At 75.7% G+C, this 25,264-nt stretch carries 15 protein-coding genes; 11 read left to right on the forward strand and 4 right to left on the reverse strand.

Annotation, left to right across the window (positions count from 1 at the left end):
* Nucleotides 1–76 precede the first annotated feature (76 nt).
* On the reverse strand, nt 77–970 hold the full coding sequence (locus OHT74_RS07140; RefSeq protein ID WP_328619753.1) for a LysR family transcriptional regulator: 894 nt from the start codon (nt 968–970) through the stop codon (nt 77–79).
* A 615-nt stretch (nt 971–1,585) separates the two neighbouring features.
* Here OHT74_RS07140 and OHT74_RS07145 point away from each other — a divergent pair.
* From OHT74_RS07145 to OHT74_RS07180, 8 genes are read left to right on the forward strand one after another with little or no spacing between them, the layout of a single operon-like run.
* Complete coding sequence (locus tag OHT74_RS07145; RefSeq protein ID WP_328619754.1) at nt 1,586–8,644, forward strand: SDR family NAD(P)-dependent oxidoreductase; 7,059 nt, start codon at nt 1,586–1,588, stop codon at nt 8,642–8,644.
* A complete protein-coding gene (locus OHT74_RS07150; RefSeq protein WP_328619755.1) occupies nt 8,637–13,136 on the forward strand; it encodes a beta-ketoacyl synthase N-terminal-like domain-containing protein in 4,500 nt (1,499 codons plus the stop codon). The genes OHT74_RS07145 and OHT74_RS07150 overlap by 8 nt, the downstream gene beginning before the upstream one ends.
* Nucleotides 13,126–13,443, forward strand: coding sequence for an acyl carrier protein (locus tag OHT74_RS07155; RefSeq protein WP_266635248.1), 318 nt, complete (start codon nt 13,126–13,128; stop codon nt 13,441–13,443). The genes OHT74_RS07150 and OHT74_RS07155 overlap by 11 nt, the downstream gene beginning before the upstream one ends.
* 7 nt (nt 13,444–13,450) lie before the next feature.
* Nucleotides 13,451–14,317, forward strand: a complete 867-nt coding sequence (locus OHT74_RS07160; RefSeq protein ID WP_328619756.1) for an alpha/beta fold hydrolase — start codon at nt 13,451–13,453, stop codon at nt 14,315–14,317.
* Nucleotides 14,314–15,513, forward strand: a complete 1,200-nt coding sequence (locus tag OHT74_RS07165; protein ID WP_328619757.1) for a glycosyltransferase — start codon at nt 14,314–14,316, stop codon at nt 15,511–15,513. The genes OHT74_RS07160 and OHT74_RS07165 overlap by 4 nt, the downstream gene beginning before the upstream one ends.
* Nucleotides 15,514–15,539: 26 nt before the next feature.
* Nucleotides 15,540–17,417: a class I SAM-dependent methyltransferase gene (locus OHT74_RS07170; RefSeq protein WP_328619758.1), complete on the forward strand. Its 1,878-nt coding sequence runs from the start codon at nt 15,540–15,542 to the stop codon at nt 17,415–17,417.
* Nucleotides 17,414–18,358 (forward strand): galactokinase, encoded by a 945-nt coding sequence (locus tag OHT74_RS07175; protein WP_328619759.1) that lies wholly within the window; start codon nt 17,414–17,416, stop codon nt 18,356–18,358. The genes OHT74_RS07170 and OHT74_RS07175 overlap by 4 nt, the downstream gene beginning before the upstream one ends.
* 27 nt (nt 18,359–18,385) lie before the next feature.
* Nucleotides 18,386–19,666, forward strand: coding sequence for an alkaline phosphatase family protein (locus OHT74_RS07180; protein ID WP_323139538.1), 1,281 nt, complete (start codon nt 18,386–18,388; stop codon nt 19,664–19,666).
* Here OHT74_RS07180 and OHT74_RS07185 read toward each other — a convergent pair.
* Entirely contained in the window at nt 19,653–20,459 is an 807-nt protein-coding gene (locus tag OHT74_RS07185; RefSeq protein WP_266661695.1) for a hypothetical protein, read from the reverse strand. The genes OHT74_RS07180 and OHT74_RS07185 overlap by 14 nt on opposite strands.
* Nucleotides 20,460–20,606: 147 nt before the next feature.
* Between OHT74_RS07185 and OHT74_RS07190 the strand changes: the two genes are divergently transcribed.
* On the forward strand, nt 20,607–21,530 hold the full coding sequence (locus OHT74_RS07190) for an SDR family oxidoreductase (protein ID WP_328619760.1): 924 nt from the start codon (nt 20,607–20,609) through the stop codon (nt 21,528–21,530).
* 33 nt (nt 21,531–21,563) lie between these two features.
* Here the strand turns inward: OHT74_RS07190 and OHT74_RS07195 are convergent, their stop codons facing one another.
* Entirely contained in the window at nt 21,564–22,619 is a 1,056-nt protein-coding gene (locus OHT74_RS07195; protein WP_266998289.1) for an enoyl-CoA hydratase/isomerase family protein, read from the reverse strand.
* Nucleotides 22,620–22,646: 27 nt separating this feature from the next.
* On the opposite strand from OHT74_RS07195, the gene OHT74_RS07200 reads away from it, so the two are divergent.
* Nucleotides 22,647–23,213 (forward strand): dihydrofolate reductase family protein, encoded by a 567-nt coding sequence (locus OHT74_RS07200; protein ID WP_328619761.1) that lies wholly within the window; start codon nt 22,647–22,649, stop codon nt 23,211–23,213.
* 16 nt (nt 23,214–23,229) lie between these two features.
* On the opposite strand, the gene OHT74_RS07205 is transcribed toward OHT74_RS07200, so the two are convergent.
* Nucleotides 23,230–23,985: an AraC family transcriptional regulator gene (locus OHT74_RS07205; RefSeq protein ID WP_266661707.1), complete on the reverse strand. Its 756-nt coding sequence runs from the start codon at nt 23,983–23,985 to the stop codon at nt 23,230–23,232.
* A gap of 54 nt (nt 23,986–24,039) precedes the next feature.
* Between OHT74_RS07205 and OHT74_RS07210 the strand changes: the two genes are divergently transcribed.
* The gene (locus tag OHT74_RS07210) at nt 24,040–25,260 is read left to right on the forward strand and encodes an MFS transporter (protein ID WP_443047300.1); all 1,221 of its coding nucleotides are present in this window, start codon (nt 24,040–24,042) and stop codon (nt 25,258–25,260) included.
* The last annotated feature ends 4 nt before the right edge of the window (nt 25,261–25,264 follow it).

A 25,264-nucleotide genomic window follows, 5' to 3' on the forward strand; every position in this document is an offset into this window, starting at 1 on the left:
GGGCCGGCGGACACCCCTTTGAACATGGTTCAATGCCGTGCGGGCATGGCTGCCGCGACCTGCCGGTGGTTTTCGGTCAGCGCGCCGGCTCCCGTACGGGTGCCTTGTGCCGGGCGTGCGCGATGAACGCCCGGGCCGCGCGGCTCAGCGGCCGCCGGGCGTGCGCGATCCCCACCGGGCGCAGCAGGGGCGGGGAGAAGGAGCGGATCTCCGCGCGGTCGCCGAAGGCGCGCACGGCCACGTCCCGGTACCAGATGACCGAGCCGCGGCCGTCCGTCACGCCCGTCACCCAGGCGAGCCGTTCGTCGGCCTCGAGGGAGGGCACGGGGCGTACTCCCAGGCAGCTGAACATGGCCTCCATCTCGGTGCGCCGGCCGGCGCCCGGGGTCGGCAGCACCATCGGAAGGCCGTCGAGCAGTCTGAAGGGCATCGGGTCGGGCAGTTTGCAGCCGTTCGGGGAGATCAGCACCACCTCGCGCTCCTGGATGTGGTGCGTGGACAGCTCCTTGTCCACCGGCAGGTCCACCAGGGCCAACTCTGCTCTGCCCGTGGTGAGCTCCTGCACGAGGGACTCCCGGCTGTCGTGCTGCTGGAGCCGGATGTCCACTCCGGTGTGCCGTTCGGTGAAGGCCGGCACCAGGTCGGCGGCCAGGTCCAGGGCCAGGGTGGGGGTGGTGACGAGGGTCAGGACGACCCGGACGCCGCCGCCGTGCGCGGTCCCGATGTCGTCGATCGCCTCCACCGCGTCGAGGACGGTACGGGCGAGCCGGACGGCCCGGGCCCCTTCCGGCGTGAGGTCCACGCCCCTGCCCCGGCGGGCGAGGAGTTCGACTCCGAGGTCGCGTTCCATGGCCTGGATGGCCCGCGACAGGGCGGACTGGGCGACGAAGACCGAGGCGGCAGCGCCGGTGATGGAACGGCAGTCCGCGACGGCCACCAAGTAGCGAAGCTGCGCGAGGGTGGGGGTCATGACCGGACGGTAACCTCGCCATGCCGCACCCGTAAGGGCCGCAGGGGTGAACAAATACCCACCCCCGGAGCGGAGTTCATGCCCGGTGGGCGACAAGGTATGCCGGTGCGGCATGAGCCCGGCCCGGTGCGGTACGGCCACCGGTGCGCCGGGGTCGGCCCCGCGCGGGCGGGATCGGCGCAGGCCACCGGCCCCGGTGGGGCGGCAGCGGGACCCGCCGGGGCGCATTCCGGGGCGGCCGCCGGCGCCGAAGAGGCGAAACGGCTTACTCCGCATGACCGTTGACAGTGCAGGGCGGCCACCGCACGATGCATCGCGGCATCAGGGAAGTTGACCACTGTTCAAACCCGCCCGTGCAGGTGCTCGGGTCGCCCGGGCGGCCCGAGCACCGCCTCCCGGCGGGAGACCACGCCCGCGCACGCCCCCCACGGCACGACCAGCGCACGCGCCCCGCACCCCCCGCACTCCCTGCACCCCCCGCACTCCCCCGTACAGCCGCGTCCGGCTTCCGTGCGCCCCTGGTGCGCGCCGGGGTGTGCCGGGGGGCGCCACGGTGCGCCGGATGCGCTGTCACGCATTGCGACATGTCACACAGCACCGACCAGAGGAGCGCTCGTGACCCCCCAGCCCCCGCGATCCGCCGCCACCCGTGACCTGGTCGTCGCGGTCAGCCCGTTCGAGGAACCGCATCCGCGCATCGTGATCGCCGCCGAACGGGCCGGGTCCCTCGGGCTGCTCGACCTCGGCCGGGATCCCGCGGCCGCCCGCCGCGGCTTCGCGGAGCTCGCCCGCCGGCTCGGCGGCCGGCGCCGGTACGGGGTGCGGGTGCCCGCCGGATGCCCGCTCGGGCCCGAGGACCTGCCGCCCGAGGTGGACACGGTGCTCGTCGCCGACCCCGCGCAGCACACCCCGGAGCAGATGGCCGCCTGGGCCGAGGGCGGGCGGCGGCGTGCCTGGGCCGAGGTCACCGGCCGGGCGGAGGCCCTCATCGCGGTGGCCGCCGGGGCGGTGGCGCTCGTCGCGAAGGGGCACGAGGCCGGCGGCCGGGTGGGCGGGGCCACCACCTTCGTACTGCTCCAGCAGCTGCTGGCCGGGCCCGGACTCGGGGTGCCCGTGCTCGCCCGGGGCGGGATCGGGCCGCACACGGCGGCCGCGGCCGTCGCGGGCGGAGCCGCCGGGGTGCTGGTCGACGTACAACTGGCCCTGACCGCGGAGGGCGAGGCGGCCCTGCCTGCCGAAGTGGCCGCCGCACTCCGGGCCATGGACGGCTCCGAGACCCGGCTGCACGACGGTCACCGGGTGTACGCGCGGCCCGACCTGACCCCGCCCGAGGGTCCGGCCGCCGCGCTGCTCGGAGCCCGGGACCTGCGGACCCAGCTGCTGCCGGTCGGGCAGGACGGCGCTTCGGCGGCCCGGCTGGCCGCGCGGTACCGGACGACGGGCGGGGTGCTCCAGGCCGTACGGGCGGCCGTCACCGGGCACCTGGAGGCCGCGGTGCGCACCCGGCCGCTGCTGCGGCCGCTCCCTGTCGCCCAGGGGCCGATGACCCGGGTCAGCGACCAGGCCGCCTTCGCCGAGGCGGTGGCCGCCGGGGGCGGGGTCCCGTACCTGGCGCTCGCGGTGATGGACGGCGCGGAGGTACGCAAACTGCTCGCCGAGACGGCCGAGCGGCTCGGGGACCGCCCCTGGGGCGTGGGCCTGCTCGGCTTCGCCCCGCCCGAGCTGCGCCGGGAGCAGCTGGCGGCCGTGGCCGAGGTCCGGCCGCCGCACGCGATCATCGCCGGCGGCACCCCGGCCCAGGCGGCGCCGCTGGAGGCGGCCGGGACCGCGACGCACCTGCACGTGCCCTCGCCGGGGCTGCTGGAACGGTATCTCGCCGAAGGGGCACGGCGGTTCGTGTTCGAGGGGCTGGAATGCGGCGGCCACGTCGGGCCGCGCACCTCGTTCGCGCTGTGGGAGGAGCAGATCGAGCTGCTCCTGGGATGTCCCGAACCGGCCGCCCTGGACGTGCTGTTCGCGGGCGGCATCCACGACGCACGCTCCGCCGCGATGGCGGTGGCGGCCGCCGCGCCGCTGGCCGAGCGGGGCGCGCGGATCGGGGTGCTGATGGGGACCGCGTATCTGTTCACGCAGGAGGCGGTGGCCGCGGGCGCGGTGCTGCCGGGCTTCCAGCAGGCGGCGGTCGAGTGCACGGAGACGGTCCTGCTGCACACGGCTCCCGGGCACGCCACGCGCTGCGCGGCCACTCCGTACGCCGAGGCGTTCGAGGCGACCCGGCAGCGGCTCGTGGAGGGCGGGACCGAGGCGCGCGCCGTGTGGGAGGAGCTGGAGCGGCTGAACCTGGGGCGGCTGCGGATCGCGAGCAAGGGGCTGCGGCGGGGCGCGGCGGCGCCGGCACCGCTGGAGCGGGTGGACGAGCAACAGCAGTACGCGGAAGGTCTGTTCATGATCGGCCAGGCCGCGACCCTCCGTACCGGGACCACTACGGTCGCCGCCCTGCACGCCCAGGTCACCGAGGGCGCGACCGGGCTGCTGGAGCAGCGCGCCGCCGAGCTGGCGGCCGCCGGGCAGGACGGGCCGGCCCCCGGGGAGCCCGTGGCCGACCCGCTGGACATCGCCATCGTCGGCATGGCCTGCGCCTACCCGGGCGCGCCCGATCTCGCCGCCTACTGGGCCCGGATCCTCGCCGGGACGGACGCCGTGACCGAGGTGCCGCCCGAGCGCTGGGACCCGGCGCTCTACTACGACGCCGACCCGGCGCGGGCCGGCGAGCGCACCCCCTCGCGCTGGGGCGGCTTCCTCGACCCGGTACCGTTCGACGCGCTCGCGCACGGCATCCCGCCGGCCTCGCTCGCCGCCGTCGAGCCGGTCCAGCTGCTGGCCCTGGAGATCTCCGCGCGGGCCCTCGGGGACGCGGGGTACGGCCGGGACCGGGAGTTCGACCGCTCCCGTACCTCGGTGGTCTTCGGCGCCGAGGCCGGTACCGAGCTGGCCGGGGCGTACGGGCTGCGCGCGCTGCACCCCGCCTACCTGGGCGAACTCCCGCCCGGGCTGGACGAGCAGCTGCCCCGGCTCACCGAGGACTCCTTTCCCGGCATCCTCGCCAATGTGATCGCGGGCCGGGTCGCCAACCGGCTCGACCTCGGCGGCGCCAACTGCACCGTCGACGCCGCCTGCGCCTCCTCGCTGGCCGCACTGGACCTGGCCTGCCGCCAACTGCGCGACGGGGACAGCGACATGGTGCTGTGCGGCGGCGCCGACGTGCACAACGGGATCAACGACTACCTGATGTTCTCCTCGGTGCGGGCACTGTCCCCGAGCGGGCGCTGTCGGCCCTTCGACGCGGCGGCCGACGGGATCGCGCTCGGCGAGGGCGTGGGCGCACTGGTCCTCAAGCGGCTCGCGGACGCGGAGCGGGACGGCGACCGGGTCTACGCCGTGGTCAAGGCGGTCGGGGCGGCCAGCGACGGGCGGTCCCTCGGCCTGACCGCGCCCCGGCCGGAGGGGCAGCGGCGGGCCCTGGAGCGGGCCTACGCGCGGGCGGGCATCACCCCCGGCGAGGTGGGGCTGATCGAGGCGCACGGCACCGGCACGGTGGTCGGGGACAGCACCGAACTGACGGTACTGACCGAGCTGTTCGCCGCATCCGGGGCGGCGCCCGGATCGTGCGCGCTGGGCTCGGTGAAATCGCAGCTCGGGCACACCAAGTGCGCGGCCGGGCTGGCCGGGCTGATCAAGGCCGCCCGGGCGGTCCACACGGGTGTCCGGCCGCCGACCCTGCACATCGAGACGCCGAACCCGGCCTGGCAGGCGGAGACCAGCCCGTTCGCCTTCCCCACCGAGGCCCGGCCGTGGGCGGTCCCCGCCGAGCGGCGGATCGCCGGGGTCAGCGCCTTCGGCTTCGGCGGCACCAACTACCACGCGGTGCTGGCCGGTTACGGGGGCGCCGAGGAGGCCGCGCACGGGCTGGAGGAGTGGCCCGCCGAGTTGTTCTGCTTCCGCGGCGAGGACCGGCGGGCGGCGGGGCGGGCGATGGCCCGGCTCGCGGCCCGGCTGGAGGAGAACGAGGCGGCCGGGCGGCCGTGGGCACTGCGTGATCTCGCGGCGGAGGCCGCCGCCGAGGGGCAGGGCTCGGGCCCGGTGCGGGTGGCGGTCGTGGCCGGGGATCCGGACGAGCTCGCGGCCCGGCTGGAGCGGGCCCGGGGCTTCACCGCGGGCGAGGGGGTCCACGTACGGGAGGATGCGGCCGATCCCGGGAAGGTGGCGTTCCTGTTCCCCGGCCAGGGCAGTCAACGCCCTGGAATGCTGGGCGAGTTGTTCATCGCGTTCCCGGCGTTGCGGGGGCTGCTCGAGACGGCTCCGCGGGCCGTGGTCTCGGCGGTGTTCCCGCCGGGCGCCTTCAGCGCCGCGGATCGGGCGGCGCAGCGGGCGGCGGTCACCGACACCCGGATCGCCCAGCCGGCCCTCGGGCTGGCCGGCGCGGCAGCGTATCTGCTGCTCGGGGAGCTGGGCGTACGGCCGGACTGCGTGGCCGGGCACTCGTACGGGGAGCTCACCGCGCTGTGGGCGGCCGGCGTGTACGACACGGAGAGCCTGCTGCGGCTGAGCGCGCGCCGGGCCGAGGCGATCCTCGCGGCCGCGGGGGCGGATCCGGGCTCCATGGCGGCGGTGACGGCCGCGCCGGAGGAGGTGCGGGAGATCGCGGCACGGTCCGGGTGCGTGGTCGCGAACCACAACGCGCCGCGGCAGTGCGCGATATCGGGCCCGGCGGCCTCCGTGGCCGAGGCGGTGGCGGCGCTGCGGGCGGCGGGGCTCCCGGCGGAGCCGATCGAGGTGGCGTGCGCGTTCCACAGCCCGGTGGTCGCGGGGGCGGCCGCCGCGCTGGCCGAGGAGCTGGCCGCGGCGGCGGTTGCCGACGCCGCCGTCCCGGTCTGGTCGAACACCACGGCCGGTCCGTACCCCGCCGGCGCCGAGGCGGTACGAAGCCTTGCCGCGCGCCAGGTCGCGGAGCCGGTCCGGTTCGTGGAACAGGTGGAGGCCATGTACGCGTCCGGTGTCCGGACGTTCGTGGAAGCGGGGCCCGGGCGGGTCCTCTCCGGCCTGCTGGGCCGGATCCTGCGCGACCGGCCGCACACGGTGGTCCCGCTGGACGTGCCGGGCGAGCACGGCCTGTTCCGGCTGGTCACCGCACTGGCGGAACTGGCTGCGGCAGGCGTGCCGGTGGCTCCCGAGGCCCTGTTCCGCGGCCGCGGCACCCGGCTGCCGGAGCGGGCCCCGCGGCGGCCGGGCTGGCTGGTCGACGGCCACCTGGTCCGCACCGCGGACGGCACCCCGGTGCCGGGTGGCCTGCAGCCGGCCCGGCGGGTGGTCCCGGCGTCTCCGGCGGCGGCGTCTGCCGCGTCGGCGCCGGCGGACCGCCGCGAGGAGGCGGCGGACCGCCGCGAGGAGGCGGTCCTCGCGTACCTGCGCGGCTCCCGGGAACTGATCGAGGCCCAACGGGACGTCCTGCTGGGCTTCCTGGGCGCCGGTTCGCCTGCGGCACGGCCGTCGGCCGAGGCCCCGGACCGCCCGTGGCCCACCCCGGCGGACGCGCTTCCCGCCCAGGGCACGGGGCTGCCCGGCCGGGCCGGCCCAGGGCAGCTCTGGGCCGACGCGGGCGGACAGCCCGCCCATGACACCGGCTCAGACCGTGGACCCAGGTCCGCCGACGAGGTGATGGACGTCGTCCTGGACATCGTGCACACCCGCACCGGATACCCGCACGACATGCTCGGCCCCGAGCTGGACCTGGAGGCGGACCTGTCCATCGACTCCATCAAGCGCGTCGAGATCATCGGCGCCCTGGCCGACCGCATCGGACTCCCGCAGGACCCCGACGGCTCCGCCGAGTCCGCGGTCGAGGAACTCTCCCGCCTCAAGACCCTGAACGGCATCGTCGACTGGGTCACGTCGCACACGACAGCCCCGGCCGCCGATACGGCGCCGGCGTCGGCGTCTGCCGCACGACCTGCCGCATCCCCCTCGGCCGGGGCTCTGCCGCCACTGGAGCCAACGCCGCTCCCGGCCCACGGCCTCGCAGGCGGTACGGCCGACCGGGCCGGCAGGAACGGCGGCGGGTATGCGGCGACGGCATCCGATCCGGCCGGATCCACAGCCGGCGCCCTCTCCGGCGCGGCCGAGCCGGCCGGCTCGGCCGCCGACGGGCTCCGGGCCGGCTCAGCCGAGCCGGCCGGGCCCGCGGGCCGCGGGTTCGGGGTGCGGCGGTTGCGGGTGGAGGACGTGGTCGTGGCGGGTGTGGTCGCGGAGGCGGAAGGGGTTCGGGGGCTGCAGGTCGGGGTGGTCGACGACGGGCAGGGGATGTCGGCCGCGCTCGCCACGGCGTTGCGGGGGCACGGCGCCGAGGTGCGCGTCCTGGCCGAGGCGGATGCCGAGGGCGTTGCCGGGCTCGACGGGATCGTCGACCTCTCCGGGCTGCGGGCCGGCGCCGAGCCGGTGCTGCCCGGCGCGTTCCCCGCACTGCAGCGCGTACTCACCGGCGGGGTCCGCCGGCTCCTGCTCGCCACCACACCCGGCGGAGCCCCCGGCGCCGGCCTGCACGGCTTCGCCCGCAGCGCAGCCCTCGAGTTCCCGGGCAGCCTGATCCGCGCCGTGGAGGTGAGCGCCAAGGAGGATCCCGAGCGGGTCGCGGCGCAGCTGCTGGCCGAGCTGGGCGACGTGCACGGGGACGGCTCCTCCGTGGGGTACACCGCCGAGGGGGTCCGGATCACCCGCCGCCCGGTGCCCGCTCCCCTGCCCGCCGCCGCCGGCGACGGGACGCCGCCGCTGGACGCCCGATCCGTGGTCCTGCTGACCGGCGGGGCCCGCGGGATCACCGCCCGGACCGCCCTCGCGCTGGCCCGCGCCACCGGATGCCACGTCGAGCTGGTCGGACGTACGCCCCGGCCCGCCGCCGAGGCGGACCGCTTCGCCCAGGCCACCGACCGGGTCGCACTGCGCGCCGCCCTCATCGCCGACGGCCTCCGCAAGCCCGCCGAGATCGAGGCCGCGGCCTCGCGGATCCTCGCCGGGCGCGAAGTACGGGCCACCCTGTCCGCGCTCACCGCGGTGGCGGCCTCCGTGCGCTACCACCGCGCCGACGTCACCGACGAGCAGGCCGTACGGGCCGTCGTGGCCGACGTACGGGAGCGGCACGGCCGGCTCGACGGCATCGTGCACGGCGCCGGGGTGCTGCGCGACGGGCTGATGCGGGACAAGCAACCGGACGCTTTCGCCGAGGTGTTCACCACGAAGGTGACCGGAGCCCGCAACCTCGCGGCCGCGGCCGCCGAGCACGGACCGGGGCCCGCGCCGCGGTTCCTGGCCCTGTTCGGCAGTGTCTCCGGGGTGTACGGCAACCGCGGCCAGACGGACTACGCCGCGGCCAACGACGCCCTCGACTCCCTGGCGCACGCCTGGTCGGCGTTCCTGCCGGGCCGGGTGCTGTCCGTCGACTGGGGCCCCTGGGCCGCGGAGGCGGGCGGGATGGTCACACCGGAGCTGGAGCGCACGTACGCCCGGCGCGGGGTCCCGCTGCTCTCCGCCGAGGCCGCCACCGCCGCGTTCCTCGCCGAGCTCGCGTACGGAACCGACGTCCAGGTGGTCCTGACGGCCGAGGAGGACGAGGGCGATGAGTGAGCGCGGGCACGGGGCGGGGCGGGGCCCGCGGCCGGCCGACGCGGCGATCGTCGGGATGGGCGCGGTGTTCCCCGGGGCACCGGACCTGGCCGCGTACCGTCGCAACCTGCTCGCCGGTACCGATGCCATCGGCGAGGTACCGCCCGGGCGTTGGGATCCGGAGGTGTACTACGAGCCGGGCAGCGCAGCCGGTCCCGCGGCCGGCGACCGGTTCTACTGCCGGCGGGGCGGTTTCATCGACGGCCTGGCCGTCTTCGACCCGACCCGGTTCGGGATCATGCCGGCCGCGGTGGAGGGGGCCGAGCCGGACCAGATGCTGGCCCTGCACGCGACGGCCGAGGCGATCGCCGACGCGGGCGGCGAGGACCGGCTCCCCGCCGACCGCTCGCGGATCGGGGTGGTCCTGGGGCGCGGCGGGTTCATGGGAGTGGCCACCGCCCGGCTGGACCAACGGGTGCGTACGGCCCACCAGTTGGCGCAGACCCTGCGCGAGCTGGCGCCCGAGCTGGGCGAGCGGCGGATCGCCGCGGTGCGCGCCGCCTTCCAGGACGCGCTGGGGCCGGAGCGGCCCGACGCCTCGATCGGGCTGGTGCCGAGCTTCACCGCCGCCCGGACGGCGAACAGGCTGGACTTCAGCGGCCCCGCCTACACCCTGGACGCGGCCTGCGCCTCCTCGCTGCTGGCGGTGGACCAGGCGGTGGGGCTGCTGGCCGGCGGGCGCTGCGACGCGGTGGTCGCGGGGGCCGTGCACCACTGCCACATCGCCACGCTGTGGAGCGTGTTCACCCAGCTGCGGGCGCTCAGCCCGAGCGAGCGGATCCGGCCGTTCGACCGGCTGGCCGACGGGACGCTCCTCTCCGAGGGGACCGGGGTGGTGCTGCTGAAGCGGCTGGCGGACGCGGAACGGGACGGCGACCGGATCTACGCGGTGATCCGCGGTACGGGCGTGGCCGGGGACGGGCGGGCGGCGAGCCTGATGAGCCCGCTGGTCGCCGGCCAGGTACGGGCTCTGGAACGGGCCTGGCGGGAGGCCGGTCTGGACCCGCGGGCGGCCGGCGCGCTGGGCATGCTGGAGGCGCACGGTACAGGGACCCCGGTCGGCGATGCCGCCGAACTGGACACCCTGGCTCAGGTGTTCGGCCCGGCGGGGGACGCCGAGCCGGGCGGCATCGGTTTCGGCTCGGTGAAGTCGATGCTCGGGCACACGATGCAGGCCTCGGGCATGGCCGGGCTCATCAAGGCGGCGCTCGCGGTGTACGAGGGGACGCTGCCGCCGACCCTGCACCTGACGGATCCGCACCCGGACCTGGCCCGGACCCGGATGCGGCCGATCACGCAGGCGGAGCCGTGGGAGCGCGGGCCGGCGCCGCGCCGGGCGGGCGTCAACGCGTTCGGCTTCGGCGGGATCAACGCGCACGTGGTGCTGGAGGAGGCCCCGGGAGCCGCCCGCCCGGCGCCTCCGGTACGCCGCTTCCTGCCCCTGGGGGCCGCGGCCGCGCCGGTGGCCGCCCCGGGCGGGCGGGACGACGTACTCCTGCTCGCGGCGGACGGTCCGGCGGAGCTGGCCGAGCTGCTCGCCGAGCGGACAGCCGGACCGGGCGCCGGTCCCGGGTCCGCGGGCGACGGGCCGTGCCGGCTGGCGGTGGTCGGGCCGACTCCGCAGCGGCTCGCGCTGGCCGCGAAGGCGGTGGCTCGCGGCCGGGCCTGGCGGGGCCGTGGGGACGTCTGGTTCACGCCGGAGCCGCTGGGCGGCCGGGTGGCCTTCCTGTTCCCCGGCCTGGAACCGGAGTTCGCACCGGTGGTGGACGACGTCGCGGACCGGCTGGGCCTCCCCGCGCCACGGCTGAGCCGGGGCGGGGAGCTGATGGAACGGGCCCTCGACGCGATCGCCGCGGGACGGTTCTTCGCCCGGGTCCTGGCCGAACTGGGCATCGAGGCCGACGTGTTGGCGGGCCACAGCCTGGGCGAGTGGGCGGCGATGGTGGCCGCCGGCATGTATCCGCAGGACGCGGCGGACTCCTTCCTGGATTCGCTGCGGCCGGATTCGCTCAAGGTCCCCGATCTCGTCTACGCGGCGCTCGGGTGCGGGGCGGCGCGGGCGGAGGCGGCGCTGCACGGCGTGGCGGGGGTGGTGGTCAGCCATGACAACTGCCCGCACCAGTCGGTGGTCTGCGGGGAACCCTCCGGGGTGGGCCGGGTCCTGGAGCGGCTGCGCTCGGAGGGGGTGCTCGGGCAGGAGCTGCCGTTCCGTTCGGGCTTCCACACGCCGATGTGGGAGCCGTACCTCGGGCAGGTGCGCTCCGCGTTCGACCGGCTGCCGGTGCGGGCGGGGGCGGCGGCGGTGTGGTCGGCGACGACGCTCGCCCCCTTCCCCGCGGCCGCGGATGCCGTCCGGGACCTGGTGGTGCGGCACCTCCTGGAACCGGTCCGCTTCAGGGAGCTGACGCTGCGGCTGTACGAGGACGCGGGCGTCCGGAGTTTCGTCGCGCTGGGCCCGGGCAGCCTGCCCGGCTTCGTCGAGGACACCCTCCGGGACCGCCCCCACCTCTCGGTGGCCACCTCGTCCCCCCGGCTCGCGGGCCTGCCCGCCCTGCGCCGCACCTGCGCCGCGCTCTGGGCCGAGGGCCACGCCCCGAACTGGGCCCGCCTGTCGCCGGACCCCGCCCCCGCCCCGCCGACCGCCGCGGGCCACGCCGTCCCCGGCAGGGCCGTCGCGCTGGACCTCGGGTCGCCTCTGGTTCGCCTGGGCGAGCGGGCCCGCGCCGCGTTGGGGGGTCCGGCTCCCCGGCAGGAGGTGGGCGATCGGCCGGGGCCGCTGTCCGCGCTGGACACCGTCCTCGCCGATACCCGCGCGGCCGCGCAGGCCGTCACCGAGGCCTGGTCGACCGTCCGCGGGGGGCCCGAAGCGGGTGCGGACCGTGCTGCTTCGGGGAGGGCCACGGGGACGTACCGGCTGCGGGTGTCCCTCGACGCCATGCCCTACGTACGCGACCACTGCGTCTACCTGCAGCCCGACGGCTGGCCCGAGGACTCCGACCGGTTCCCCGTCGTGCCCATGACGACCATGCTGGAGCTGGCCGCCGACGCGGCCCGCCGGCACGCCCCGCCCGGCGCCGACCTCATCGGCTACGACGACGTGCGGGCCCTGCGTTGGCTCCCCGCCGCGCCCGCCGTCGACGTCGAGGTCAGCGCCCGCAGCGACGGGCCCGGGCGGATCCGGATCGGACTCGGCCCGTACGCCTCCGTCGTCGTCCTGCTCGGACCGGGCCACGGGCAGCCGCCCGCGCCCGACACCGCTCCGCTGCGGCATCCTCGCCCCGCCCCCGTCAGCGCCGAGGCCCTGTACCGGGACCGGTGGATGTTCCACGGCCCCCGCTTCGCCGGCATCCACGAGGTACGGACCGTGGGCGCGGACGGTATCCGCGGAGTACTGCGGGCCCTGCCCGACCCGGGGGCGCTGCTGGACGCCGCCGGGCAGCTGTTCGGGCACTGGATGCAGCTCGAACTGCCCGTCGACCGGCTGGTGTTCCCGGCCACCGTCGACCGCATCCGGTTCTTCGGGCCCCCGCCCGCCGCCGGCGAGCTGGTCGCCGCCACCGCCCGTATCCGCGAGGTCCGCGATGTCACCGTGCGCGGCGACCTCGAGCTCAGCCGCACCACCGGCGAGGTGTGGGCCCGGATCGGGGGCTGGACGTACCGTCGCTTCGGCGCCGACGAGCGGGTCTGGCCGATGAAGTTCACCCCGGAGGTGTGCGGCATCGGCGAACCGCAGCCCGCCGGCTGGTGCCTGGCCCGGCGCCGGTGGACCGACCCCGCGTCGCAGGAGCTGGTCATGCGCCGCTACCTCGGGGCCGCCGAGCGGGCGGTGTACGAACAACTGCCTCCCCGCGCCCGGGCGCCGTGGCTGCTGGGCCGGATCGCGGCCAAGGACGCGCTGCGGCAGCAGCTGTGGGACGGCGGTGCCGGGCCGGTGTTCCCGGCGGAGGTCCCCGTCGCAAACGATCCCCACGGGCGGCCCGTGCCCGAGGGCGCACTGGCCTCCGGCTTCCGGCTCTCCCTCGCCCACAAGGACCGGATCGCCGTCGCCGTCGCCCACCGGTCCCTGGCGGTCGGGATCGACGTCGAGCCGGTGACCGCCGACCCCGACGCGCTGATCCGGATCGCCCTCACTCCGGACGAACTCTCCCTGGCCGAAGCCCTGTCCGCCCGCGAGGGCACGGGCCTGCCGGGCGCGCTCACCGCTCTGTGGTGCGCCAAGGAGGCCGCGGCCAAGGCGGCGGGTACCGGCCTCGGCGGCCGCCCGCGCGCCTGGCGGGCGGTGGACGACCCCGGCTCCGGCGGGCTGCGGGTGCTGTCCCCCGACGGACACCCGTACGCCCTCGATACGTCCTTCCTGCCCGACGGCCACGTCGTCGCCTGGACCGCCCACCCCGCGGCGCCGGTCCGCACCCCCGTCCCCTTCACCCTCACGGAGACCAGCCATGGCCACTGACATCCTCGCCGAGATCACCGGCATGCTCGTGGAGATCGTCGGCGACGAGTTCCTGCTTGCGGAGGAGGTCACGATGAAGACCAGGTTCAACGAGGATCTCGCCCTGGAGAGCATCGAGTTCGTCGCCCTCGCCGAGCTGCTCCACCATCGCTACGGCGCCGAGGTGGACCTCATGGGCTTCCTCGCCGAGAAGGACATGGACGCGATTCTCGCGATGTCCGTCGGCGAACTGGTCACGCACATCGGCCGGGTCACCCATGCCTCCCTCGCCCGGGCGGCGGCCACGCCGACCGCCTCGGCCGGCTGAGCCCGCCATGGCCTTCGTCCACGCGAACTCGCTCCGCTTCCACGTCCAGCGGCTCCCGGCCGCCGTCCCCGACCGCCAAGACCTGCCCGACGGGACCGAAGGGAGCGGCCGCGCCGATCAGCCGGTCGTGGTGTTCCTGCACGGACTGGTCGTCGACAACCTCTCCTCCTTCTACTGCCCCCTCGCCCTGCCCACGGCGCGCGCCGGCCACGAGGCTGTCCTCTACGATCTGCGCGGCCACGGCCGCACCGAACGCCCCGCCACCGGCTACGACACCCGCACCGCCGTACGGGACCTCCTCGCGCTGCTCGGCGCGCTGGGATTCGGGCACCGCCGGGTGCACCTGGTCGGCAACAGCCACGGCGGCACCCTCGCCCTGCACGCCGCGCTCGCCCGGCCGGATCTGGTCGCCGGGCTGACCCTGCTCGAACCCCCGCTCAGCGGGGCCTGGGTGGAGAACATGGTGGACACGCTGTCCGCAGCCGCCCTGAGCCTGGAGGGCAGTCCCGTACCCGCCGAGCTGCTCGGCCTCCGGCTGCGCAAGGCCGCCCATCTGACGGCGATCGCCGACGAGCTCCTCAACCGGACCAGCCTGATCGACGACATCGCGGCGAGCCGCACCTTCACCCCCGCCGACTACGCCCGACTGCGCTGCCCGCTCCTGATCGTGTGCGGGGAGCACTCCGAACTCGTCCCAGGAGCACAGGAATTGGCCCGGCACGCACCGCAGGCGAGCACGGTGCTGCGGATCCTGCCAGGCCTCGGGCACGACGTACTGAAGGAGAACAGCGGCGCCCTGCGGGAGGCCGTGCTGGCCCATCTCGAAGCGACGGCCGCGGTGACGGCCGCGCGGGCGGGAGCGCTGGTGCCATGAGGGTGCTCTTCACGGTGCCGCCGCTGGCCGGGCACGTCAATCCGACCGTGGCCGTCGGGGCCGAACTCGCCGCCCGGGGCCACCAGGTCGCCTGGACCGGGCCGGCCGGGGCGCTGGCCCGGCTGCTGCCCGCGCACGCCCGGATCCTGCCGGCCGGCGAGGAGGCGGGCGGCGGGTACGCGGCGCTGCACGACCGCTGGCGCGATCTGCGCGGGGTCGGCGCGCTGCGCTTCCTGTGGGAGGAGGCGCTGGTGCCGCTGGCCCGGGCGATGGTGCCGGGGGTGACGGATGCGGTCCGCGGCTTCGCGCCGGACCTGATGGTCGCCGATCAACAGGCCCTCGCCGGGCCGGTGATCGCCCGCCGGCTCGGGATTCCCTGGGCCACCTCCGCAAGCACGTCCGCCGAGCTGACCCGGCCGTTCGCGGACTTCCCGAAGGTCGGGGAGTGGGTCGACGAGCAGATCTCCGGGTTCCTCGCCGAGTGCGGGACGGACAAGGCGGACGGGACGGCGGGAGGGAAGGGGGCGGACGGGACGGGCTGGGATCCGCGGTTCTCCGAACGCCTCGTCCTGGTGTTCTCGACTCCCGAACTCATCGGCACGCAGGACGACTTCCCGCCGCACTACGCCTTCGTCGGGCCTGCCTTCGGGACCCGCCCGCACCCGCCCGGTTTCCCCTGGCAGCGGCTCGACCCGGAACGCCGCCGGGTCCTGGTGTCGCTGGGCACCCTCAACCAGGAGGCCGGCGGCCGGTTCTACGGAGCGGTGCTGGGCGCCGCCGAGCGGCTGGCCGACGAGGTGCAGCTGGTGCTCGTGGCCCCCGCGGCCCTGGTCGGGGCGGTGCCCGGGAACGTGCTGCTGCTGGAGCGGGTGCCGCAGCTGGAGCTGCTCCCCCACCTGGACGCGGTGGTCTGCCACGGCGGCCACAACACCGTCTGCGAGGCACTCGCGTACGGGCTGCCGCTGGTGGTCGCACCGATCCGGGACGACCAGCCGATCGTGGCCCGGCAGGTCGTCGGAGCGGGGGCCGGGGTCCGGGTCCGGTTCGGCAGGACCCGGACCGAGGAACTGAGGGACGCGCTCACGGCCGTGCTGGACGACGCCGGCCCCCGCCGGGCCGCCCGGCGGATCCAGGCCTCCTTCGCCGCGGCGGGCGGAGCCTGCGCCGCGGCCGACCGGTTGGAGAAACTCCTGTGACACCCCAGACCCGCCTGACAACCCCCATGCCGACGGCACGGCTCGCCCTCCGCGAGGTCCCGTGGACCTCCGTCGTGCTGCTGGCCGCGCTCGGTGCGGGCAGCGTACGCGCGCGGCGGCGGCTGCGGGCCCTGCCCGTGCTGCCCGCGCCCCCGATCGCCCCGGCCGCATCGGCCGGTCTGCCGCGCGCCGCCGGGTGGCGGCTGCTGACCGCGCGGGGCGTGGAACCCGACGCGGCGACGTTCCTGACCGCCTGCGCGTACGCCGACCGGGAAGGCCTGCGGGTGCTCGACCTGCTCCCGGCCGACCTCGCCGCCGAGCGGGCTCTCGGGCTGCTGCGCCTGGTCGACCCGGCCGGCTACCGGCAGGACCGGCTCGGCGAGGGGCGCGGCTGCGGGTATGCCGTGCTCGTGGCCGAGGAGGTGCTCTCGCGGGCCGGGGTGGATGCCGACACGCCCCCACGCGACCCGGCGGAACTCCTCGCGCTCGTCCGCCGTTTGAAGGAGTTCGCGGCCGACGCCACCGGTCTGGCCGTCGCCCCGGCGCTCAGCTCCGGGCGCCCCGGCCTCGGCGCCACCGGGCCGGGCCGGGTCGCCGAGCTGCGGGCCCAGGGGCTGCCGCCTGGTGCCCTGGCCGCCGCACAGCTCGCCGGGCTGGCGGTGCTGGCGGGTGCGGTACTGCGCCAGGGCCGGTGGGGCGCGGCGGCGGCCGGACTGTACTGGCTCCAGCCGTACCTCACCCTCGGCGGGAGCGGCGGCCCGCTGCGCCCCGCCGATCTGGCCCGGGCGACCGCCGCCCGGCCGGTGCGCTCCCTCGGCGCCGGCCTGCGTACCGCCGCCGCGGCCGCCCGTACGCCCCGCGGCGCGGCGGACACCGCGCGGGCGGCCTCGTACCGGGCCGAGCTGGCCGGCGGCACCGACCGGTTCTTCGAGCCTCACCGCCCGGACTGCCCCTGGTGCGGGTCCCGGCAGCTCACCGTCCGGGTCCGGGTCCCGGACCTGCTCCAGGGCAAGCCCGGCCGGTTCACCCTGGAGCAGTGCGGGGACTGCGGGCACGTCTTCCAGAATCCCCGGCTGACGCTGGAGGGACTGGAGTTCTACTACCGCGATTTCTACGACGGCCGCGGCGGGGAGGGCGCCGGGACGGTCTTCGGCCGGCTCGGCGCGGCGTACCGGGCGCGGGCCGAGATGCTCCGCCCGTACGGGACTCCCGCTTCCTGGCTGGACGTCGGCACCGGGCACGGCCACTTCTGCAATGCGGCGCGGGCCGTCTGGCCCGGTACCCGCTTCGACGGGCTGGACATGGGCGACGGGGTGCTCGATGCCGAGCGGCGCGGCTGGGTGGCCACGGGATTCCAGGGCCAGTTCCCGGAGTTCGCGGCGAAGCTGGCCGGCCGGTACGAGGTGGTCAGCATGTACCACTACCTGGAGCACACCCGGGACCCGCTCGCCGAACTGGACACGGCGGCCGAGGTGCTGGCCCCCGGCGGGCATCTGGCCATCGAACTCCCCGATCCGGAGTCGCGGATGGCCCGGCTGCTGGGATCGGCCTGGCTGCCCTGGTTCCAGCCGCAGCACCAGCACCTGATCCCGGCCGCGAACCTGCGGGAGGCGCTGGCCGATCGGGGGTTCACCGTCCTGGCCGAGGAGCACGGCGCGGCCCATCAGGGCAACGACTTCTTCGGCGCGGTGGCGCTGACGGCGACGCGGCTGGCCCCGGATCCGGACCGCCCGTGGGGTCCCCCGGCCACGCCGGGCAGCCGGACCCTGGCCGGGGCCGTACGGGTGGCGGCGCTGCCCTGCTTCGCCGGCGCGGCGGTGCTCGACGCGCTGCGCACGGCCGCGGCCCGGCGCACGGACGGCGGGAACGCCTACCGGATGCTGGCCCGCAAGGAGGGACCGTGACCGCGGCCCCCGCCGATGGGCAAGGCGCCCCCGCCGGGCAGGACATCGCCCGGCGGGCCACCGCCGACCCGCTGTTCCGGCTCGTCGCCTATGCCCTGGAGGCCGCTCACGGCCGGCCCCCGGCGGCCGTCTGGAGCGCCCCGTACGCCTTCCACCTGGGATCGCCGGGGCTGGTGGCGGCGGCCGGCTGGCCGGTGGCGGCCGCCGCGGCGCCGCGCAGCGACGGCCTGGTGCGGCTCAGCTCCCTGGGGCACCCCGCCGACAGCTGCGACGTTCCGCTGGTGCTGTCCGGGCCGGCGCCCGCGATGACTGCCTGGGCCGTCAGGCCGTACGCGGTACTGCGGGCCCTGGGCCGGGCCGGGTACGGCCGCGGCGGGACCGATCTGCACGTGCAGGGCTCGCTCACGGCCGCCGCCGGGCTGGCCACCGCGGAGCCGGCCGACTGCGCGGTGGCTCTCGCGGTGGTCGACGCCCACACGCCGCCGGGCACGGACCCGGACCGTACCGAGCTGGCCCGGCTGCTGGCCGGGGCGCTGCCGGACGGCGATGAGGCGCTGCACCGGGCGGTGCTCTTCGCCCGGCCGGGCGAGGCGCTGCCGGCGGACCGGGATCCGGCGCGGCCGCACCGGTACGTCGCCTTCGACCCGGGGGCTTCGGGCGCGCGGCTGGTGCTGCTGGCCGTACGCACGGATCCGCGGCACCCGGACCTGCGGGCGGCGCTGGCGCGGGCGGTGGCCTGCGCCGGCCGGGCGGGGGCGCTGAGCGTCTGGCCGCCGGGGCCGCCCGGGCCGCGGCCGGGGCGGAGCGTCCTGGTGCTGCTGCCCGAAGAGCGTCTGGCGGCGGTGCGGGCCGCGGTCGCGGAGGACTTCCGCGACCGGGGGCGGCCGGTACCCCGCTTCCTGAACATCGCCGTGGCCGGTGCGGCCCGGCGGGAGGAATGAACCACCGATCTCGAGGAGGAACCGCTCATGCCCTCACCCAAGGCCGTCGCGAGACGAAGGACCCGTAGGTCCGCGCTCGTGGCAGCAGTCGGCGCGCTCGGTCTGCTGGGCGCCTTCACCGTGGCCAACTCGCAGGCAGCGGACGGCAGTACGCAGACGGCCCGGACGGCGGCCGCCGCCGCGGGGCTGCCTTCGTACGACCACGTGGTGGTCGTCGTCTACGAGAACAAGCAGTACGGCGAGATCATCGGCAGCGCGAACGCCCCGTACATCAACCAGCTGGCGAACGGCGGTGCGAGCCTGACCGGCATGAAGGCGCTGACCCACCCCAGCCAGCCGAACTACTTCAACCTGTTCTCCGGCGGCACCCAGGGCATCACCGGGGACGGCTGCTACACCCCGCAGTCGATGACCGCCGCGAACCTCGGCCAGGAACTGATCGCGGCCGGGAAGACGTTCGCGTCGTACAACGAGGACCTGCCGGCCGAGGGGTCCACGGCCTGCACGAACGGCCAGTACGCACAGAAGCACAATCCGTGGTTCGCCTTCAAGAACGTGCCGCTCAGCACCGGAAAGACCTGGGCGCAGTTCCCGCAGAACAACTTCGCGGCGCTGCCGAACCTGTCGTTCGTCGTCCCGAACCAGTGCAACGACATGCACTCCTGCTCGGTCAACACGGGAGACACCTGGACGAAGAACAACATCGACGCTTACGCGCAGTGGGCAAAGGCCAACAACAGCCTGCTGGTGCTGACGTGGGACGAGGACAACTACCTCGGCTCCAACCAGATCGCGACCGTGTTCTCCGGGGCGAACGTCAAGACCGGCAAGTACGCCACCGCCTACAGCCACCACCATCTGCTGCGCACGTTCGAGGACCTGTTCGGCACGTCGACGCATGCCGGGAACGCGGCGAACGTGCAGCCGATCGGCGAGGTGTTCGGCGGCTCCACGGACCCCACGCCCACACCGACACCGACACCGACACCGACACCGACGCCGACTCCCACTCCCACGCCGACCCCGACGCCCACTTCGACCCCCGGTGCTCTGCAGCTCGCCGACCCCGGCCCGCAGAGCTGCAAGTTCAACCAGTCCTGCACCATCCGGCTCACCGCGACCGGCGGCAGGCCGCCGATCCGGTACGCCGCCACCGGTCTGCCGTTCGGCCTGACGATCGACGCGGGCACCGGCCGCATCAGCGGCAAGCCATGGGCGAGCGGGACCGTGCAGGTGACGGCCACCGCCACCGACTCGGCCGGGGCGAGCTCGAGCACCACGTTCGCGCTGACCCTCACCTGGTTCTGACCGGCGCGGACACCGGCCGGGCCAGGTGCAGGCGGGTGTGGAAACAGCCCGCCGACTCCTTCCCTGCCGGGTCCTCGCCCAGCGCGGTGACGGTGGCGACCGCGCGCTGCTGTTCTCCGGGATCCGTGAAGCGCCGCTGGGGGTTGGTTCCTTCGGCGCGCTCCACGGTGAGCCCGTAGGACTCCAGGCAGCGGGTGATCGCCCGGTAGTCGTGGGTGCGCAGGACGAAGGCGGCCACCGGCACCGGCCGGCCGACGGCGGTGAGCAGCCGGGCGAACGTGCGCTCGGTGAGGAAGCTGGTGCCTCCGGTGATGGTGATCAGGCCGACGCCGGCTGCGGAGCGCCGCAGCCGGTCCCCGGGCTCGGCGGTCTCGAGGTTCACGCAGTACCCCTCGTCGAGCAGGCCGGCGGCCACCGCATAGTCCACGGCGGGGCCCGAGACGTCGATGCCGATGGCCCGTACGGCCTCGGGACGGCGCCGGGCGGCGTAGAAGTCGCGGTCGCGGAGGATCAGTTCGGCGGTGGTCAGCCCGGCCGCCTCGGGCGAGGTGTAGTGCGCGTACAGCTCGTGCAGGGTCACGTCGTGGTTCACGAGTGCGGCGTTGATCCCGTACGAGCAGCACAGGTCGAGCATCGTCCGCCGTCCGGCGTCCAGTTCGCCGGCCAGGGCACGGAACACCGGCTGGGCGTGGGCGGGTGTCCGGTACCCGTACGGCCCGAGGCCGGTGAAGTACCCGCGGGGGTCGGGAAGCACGTAGACGTCGTCGAAGCTGGTCATGTCTGCTGTGGTCATCGGTCGGGCGTCTCCCTTGTCCAGGACGGGGTTCGGCTGCCCAGTCGTATCCCGCCGGACGAGGTGCCTGAAAGGGCGCCGATCCGGCCAGCGGCGCGCGTCCGTGCTTCCGTGCCCGGCGGGTCCCCCGCGGCGTAGGGTCGGGCCATGGCGGAAGCACGGGGGACTCTCGAAGGCAAGGTCGCCCTGGTGGCCGGGGCGACGCGGGGCGCGGGGCGGGGTATCGCGGTCCAGCTGGGCGCGCAGGGCGCGACGGTGTACGTGACGGGGCGCAGTACGCGCGGCAGCCGTTCGGAGTACGACCGGCCGGAGACCGTCGAGGAGACGGCGGAGCTGGTCACGGCGGCGGGCGGGCAGGGCATCGCCGTGGTCGCGGACCACCTGGTTCCGGCTCAGGTGGAGGCGCTGGTCGGGCGGATCGACGCCGAGCAGGGGCGCCTCGACGTGCTGGTGAACGACATCTGGGGCGGCGAGCAGCTCTTCGAGTGGGACAGCACGGTGTGGGAGCACGACTTGGACAACGGGCTGCGGATGCTGCGGCTCGCAGTGGACACCCATGCCGTCACCAGCCATTTCGCGCTGCCGCTGATGCTGCGCGAGCCGGGCGGGCTGGTGGTGGAGATGACGGACGGCACGGCCGATTACAACGCGGGCAACTACCGGGTGTCGTTCTTCTACGACCTCGCCAAGTCGGCCGTCCTGCGGATGGCGTTCGCGCTCGGGCACGAGCTGGGGACGCGCGGGGCGACGGCGGTGGCGCTGACACCGGGCTGGCTGCGCTCGGAGATGATGCTGGACAACTTCGGGGTGACCGAGGCGAATTGGCGGGACGCGCTGGAGAAGGTCCCACACTTCGCCATCTCCGAGACGCCGTCGTACGTCGGGCGGGCGGTCGCGGCGCTCGCCGCGGACCCGGAGGTGTCGCGCTGGAACGGGCAGTCGCTCTCCAGCGGGCAGCTGGCCCGGGTCTACGGGTTCACGGACCTCGATGGCAGCCGGCCGGACGCCTGGCGGTACATGGTCGAGGTCCAGGACCCGGGCCGCCCGGCCGATGTGACCGGCTACCGCTGACCGCGCCGACCGGTCAGGGCGACTCCGGCGGTCTCAGGGCAGCCGGAGTTCGCGGGCCTCGCCGAGCGGGGCGAAGAACCGCTCCACGTCCGCGTCGGTGACGTCGGCGAGCGCGGGCGGGGACCACCGGGGGTTGCGGTCCTTGTCGACGACCTGGGCCCGGATGCCCTCCACCAGGTCGGGCGCGCGCAGGGCGTGGCAGGAGACGCGGAACTCCTGCTCCAGCACCCGCTCCAGGGAGCCGAGTCCGCGGGCCCGGCGGAGGGCGGTCAGGGTGACCTTGAGCGAGGTCGGGGACTTCGCCAGGATCGTCTCGGCGGTCTCCTTGGCGGCCGGATCGCCCTCGGCCAGCAGCCGCTCGACGATCTCCTCGACGGTGTCCGCGGCGTAGCAGCGGTCGATCCAGGCGCGCTGCCCGGCCAGTTCCCCGGGGGCGGGGGTCCCGGCGAAGTGCGCCGGCACCTCGCCGGCGGGCGATCCGGCGAGGGCGGCCGTCAGTTCCGGGAGCCGGTCGGCGGGCACGAAGTGGTCGGCGAGTCCGCACAGCAGCGCGTCTGCGGCCCCCACGGCCGTGCCGGTGAGCGCGAGGTGGGTGCCGAGCAGGCCGGGGGCGCGGCCGAGCAGGTAGGTGCCGCCGACGTCCGGCACGAAGCCGATGCCCGTCTCCGGCATGGCGACGCGGGAGCGCTCGGTGACGACACGGACGCTGCCGTGGGCCGAGACGCCGACACCGCCGCCCATCACGATGCCGTCCATGAGGGCGACGTACGGCTTGGGGTAGCGGGCGATCCGGGCGTTGAGCCGGTACTCGTCGCGCCAGAAGCCGGCGGAGGCTGCAGTTCCGGCCTTGGCGTCGTCGTGTATGGCCCGGATGTCCCCGCCGGCGCACAGGCCTCGTTCACCGGCGCCGCGGATGAGGACCTGGTCGACGGCGGAGTCCTGCTCCCAGGCGCGCAGGGCTTCGTCGATCCGCAGCACCATGGGGTGGGTGAGGGCGTTGAGGGCCCTGGGACGGTTGAGGGTGATCAGCCCCGTCCGGCCATCGGTGGCGAGCAGGACCGTGTCGTCGACGGCTTCTTCGGTCTTCACACCGGCCAGTATGTAGCGTGGGCGGACATGCGGAAGATCATTCTGATGAGTGCGGTCTCCCTCGAAGGCTTCTTCGAGGGGCCCGAACGGGAGATCGACTGGCACCTCGTCGACGACGAGCTGCATCAGCACTTCAATGACAAGACCCGCGCGATGAGCGGTTTCCTGGAGGGCCGCGTCACCTACGAGCTGATGGCGGGGGTCTGGCCGACCGCCGATGCCGACCCGGCCGTCGGCGGGCCGATGGCCGAGTTCGCGGGCATCTGGCGGGACATGCCGAAATACGTGTACTCGCGCACGATGCAGCAGGCCGACCTCGGCTGGAACTCCACGCTCGTGCGGGACGTCGTCCCGGCGGAGGTCGCCGCGCTCAAGGCGGCCCCGGGAGGCGACCTGGCGCTGAGCGGAGCCGATCTCACCGCCTCGTTCCTGCGCCACGACCTCGTGGACGCGTACCACATCTATGTGCACCCGGTGCGCATCGGCCGCGGCAGACCCCTGTTCCCGCCGACCCCCGCCCCGGTACCGCTCCGCCTCGAGGGCACGCGCACGTTCGGCAACGGCGTGGTCCAGCTGCGGTACGGACGGCCGTAGGACGCGCGGGCGCGGGTTACGGCAGCCGGCCGGGATGGGTCCCGGGGGTGTGGCCGAAGGCACGGCGGAAGACGTCGATGAAGGCGCTCGCGGAGGACCAGCCGCAGCGGTGCGCGACGGCGGTGACCGGGGTGCCGACGGCCAACAGCCGCAGCGCCTGGTGCAGCCGCAGCTGGGTGCGCCACTGCGGGAAGGTCATGCCCAGCTCGGCGCGGAAGAGGCGGCTCAGCGTCCGCTCGCCCGCCCCGGCGCCGGCGGCCGCGCTCAGCGCGGCCAGCCCGCGGGAATCCGCCGGATCGGCGTGCAGCAGGGCGCACACCGCCGCCAGCCGGGGGTCGGCGGGCGCGGGCAGGTGCAGCGGCTGCAGCGGCGAGGCCCGCAGCTGGTCGAGCAGCACGCCGAGCATCCGGCGCCGCTGGGGGCTGTCGTCCTCGGGGGCCCGCGTGTAGGCCAGGATCAGCTCCCGCAGCAGCGGCCCGACCGCGATCACGGCGGGGGTGTCGAGGGACAGCGGGTTGAGGTGCGTCGGCAGGCCGACGGAGTGCAGGTCGGTACGCCCGTACGCGCGGTGCTCGTGCACCGTTCCGGCCGGGATCCACAGGGCGCGGGTCGTGGGCGCCACCCACGTACCGGCGTCGGTGGTGATGGACAGCACCCCGGAACCGGCGTAGGCGATCTGGTGGTCGTCGTGCCGGTGCGGGTCGATCCCGACGTCGGTGTCGAGCTCGCGGATGCTCGTCGCGGCCCGGGGAGTGTGGCGGATTTTCTGCATCACCCGGCAATTTATCGGAAGCGGGCCGCCCCCGACACCGGAGATCCTCGATCGGTGAACCCATCGAAGACCGCTGCAGAGCAGCTCGCCCCGACGAGGACGCGTCCCGTGCGGCGCCGCCGCATCGCGGCCTACGCCGCCGGCCATTCCTGCGTCGACATCTACCAGGGCGCCGTCGCCGCGCTGGTCCCCTTCCTGGTCTCGGAGCGTGCGTACGGCTACGCCGCCGCCTCCGGCATCGTGCTGGCCGCCTCGCTGCTGTCCTCCGTGGTCCAGCCGCTGTTCGGAGCGCTGGCCGACCGCCGGCCGATGCCGTGGCTGATCCCGCTGAGCACGGCCGCCGCCGGCCTGGGCATCGCCCTCGTCGGCGCGGACGCCGGCTATCCGGCCACCGTCGCCGCGGTCGCCCTGTCCGGGCTGGGTGTCGCCGCGTACCACCCGGCGGCCGCCCGGCTGGTCCGCACGAGCGCGGGCGGCCCCGGGCACGCGGCGATGAGCTGGTTCGCGCTCGGCGGCAACATCGGCTTCGCGTGCGCGCCGCTGCTCGTCGTCGGGGCCCTGTCGGTGCACGGGCCGGCGGGCTGGTGGCTGCTGGCCCTCCCCGCGGCGCTCGGCGTCGTACTGAACCTCCCCCGGCCGGCGCCGGACCGGACGGCCGGACCGGCGGCAGCACAGGCGGCAGGAAGCGCGGACCCGGCGGCCGGACCCGAGGACCGCCGGGCGTTCCTGCGGCTCTCCCTCGTGGTGGTCGTCCGGTCCGTCGCGTTCATCGGGCTGAGCACGTTCATCGCCCTGTACGTACGCGAGCGCGGCGGCGGTGAAACCGCCGGGGCCGTGGCCCTGTTCGCCCTGTTCGCGGGCAGCGCGGGCGGCACCCTGCTCGGCGGCCGGCTGGCCTCCCGATGGGGCCGGGTCACCACCGTCCACCGGGCGTACGCGGCGGCCGCCCCCGCCATCGCCGGGGTGCTCTTCCTGCCGCTGCCCCTGGTGTACGTCTGCGCGGCGCTGGCGGCCGCCGCCCTGTACGTGCCGTTCTCGCTCCAGGTCACGCTGGGCCAGGACTACCTGCCGGCCCGTATGGGCACGGCGAGCGGGGTCACCCTCGGCCTGACGGTCAGCGTGGGCGGCGTGGCGAGCCCCTTCATCGGCGGCGTCGCGGACGCCACTTCCGTGCGGACCGCCCTGCTCCCCCTGGCCGTCCTCCCCCTGCTGGCCTGGGCCCTGGCCCGGCGGCTGCCGGAGCCTGCCACCCCGGAGCCCGCACCGGGCGCCTGAGCGG

This window comes from Streptomyces sp. NBC_00354 (assembly GCF_036106915.1).
Lineage (GTDB): Bacteria > Actinomycetota > Actinomycetes > Streptomycetales > Streptomycetaceae > Streptomyces.

Coding starts and splice junctions, on each gene's coding strand:
- OHT74_RS07165 (WP_328619757.1), top strand. CDS start 14,314: ATGAGGGTGCTCTTCACGGTGCCGCCGCTGGCCGGGCACGTCAATCCG.
- OHT74_RS07155 (WP_266635248.1), top strand. CDS start 13,126: ATGGCCACTGACATCCTCGCCGAGATCACCGGCATGCTCGTGGAGATC.
- OHT74_RS07185 (WP_266661695.1), bottom strand. CDS start 20,459: ATGACCACAGCAGACATGACCAGCTTCGACGACGTCTACGTGCTTCCC.
- OHT74_RS07200 (WP_328619761.1), top strand. CDS start 22,647: ATGCGGAAGATCATTCTGATGAGTGCGGTCTCCCTCGAAGGCTTCTTC.
- OHT74_RS07205 (WP_266661707.1), bottom strand. CDS start 23,985: ATGCAGAAAATCCGCCACACTCCCCGGGCCGCGACGAGCATCCGCGAG.
- OHT74_RS07160 (WP_328619756.1), top strand. CDS start 13,451: ATGGCCTTCGTCCACGCGAACTCGCTCCGCTTCCACGTCCAGCGGCTC.
- OHT74_RS07140 (WP_328619753.1), bottom strand. CDS start 970: ATGACCCCCACCCTCGCGCAGCTTCGCTACTTGGTGGCCGTCGCGGAC.
- OHT74_RS07150 (WP_328619755.1), top strand. CDS start 8,637: ATGAGTGAGCGCGGGCACGGGGCGGGGCGGGGCCCGCGGCCGGCCGAC.
- OHT74_RS07180 (WP_323139538.1), top strand. CDS start 18,386: ATGCCCTCACCCAAGGCCGTCGCGAGACGAAGGACCCGTAGGTCCGCG.
- OHT74_RS07170 (WP_328619758.1), top strand. CDS start 15,540: ATGCCGACGGCACGGCTCGCCCTCCGCGAGGTCCCGTGGACCTCCGTC.
- OHT74_RS07190 (WP_328619760.1), top strand. CDS start 20,607: ATGGCGGAAGCACGGGGGACTCTCGAAGGCAAGGTCGCCCTGGTGGCC.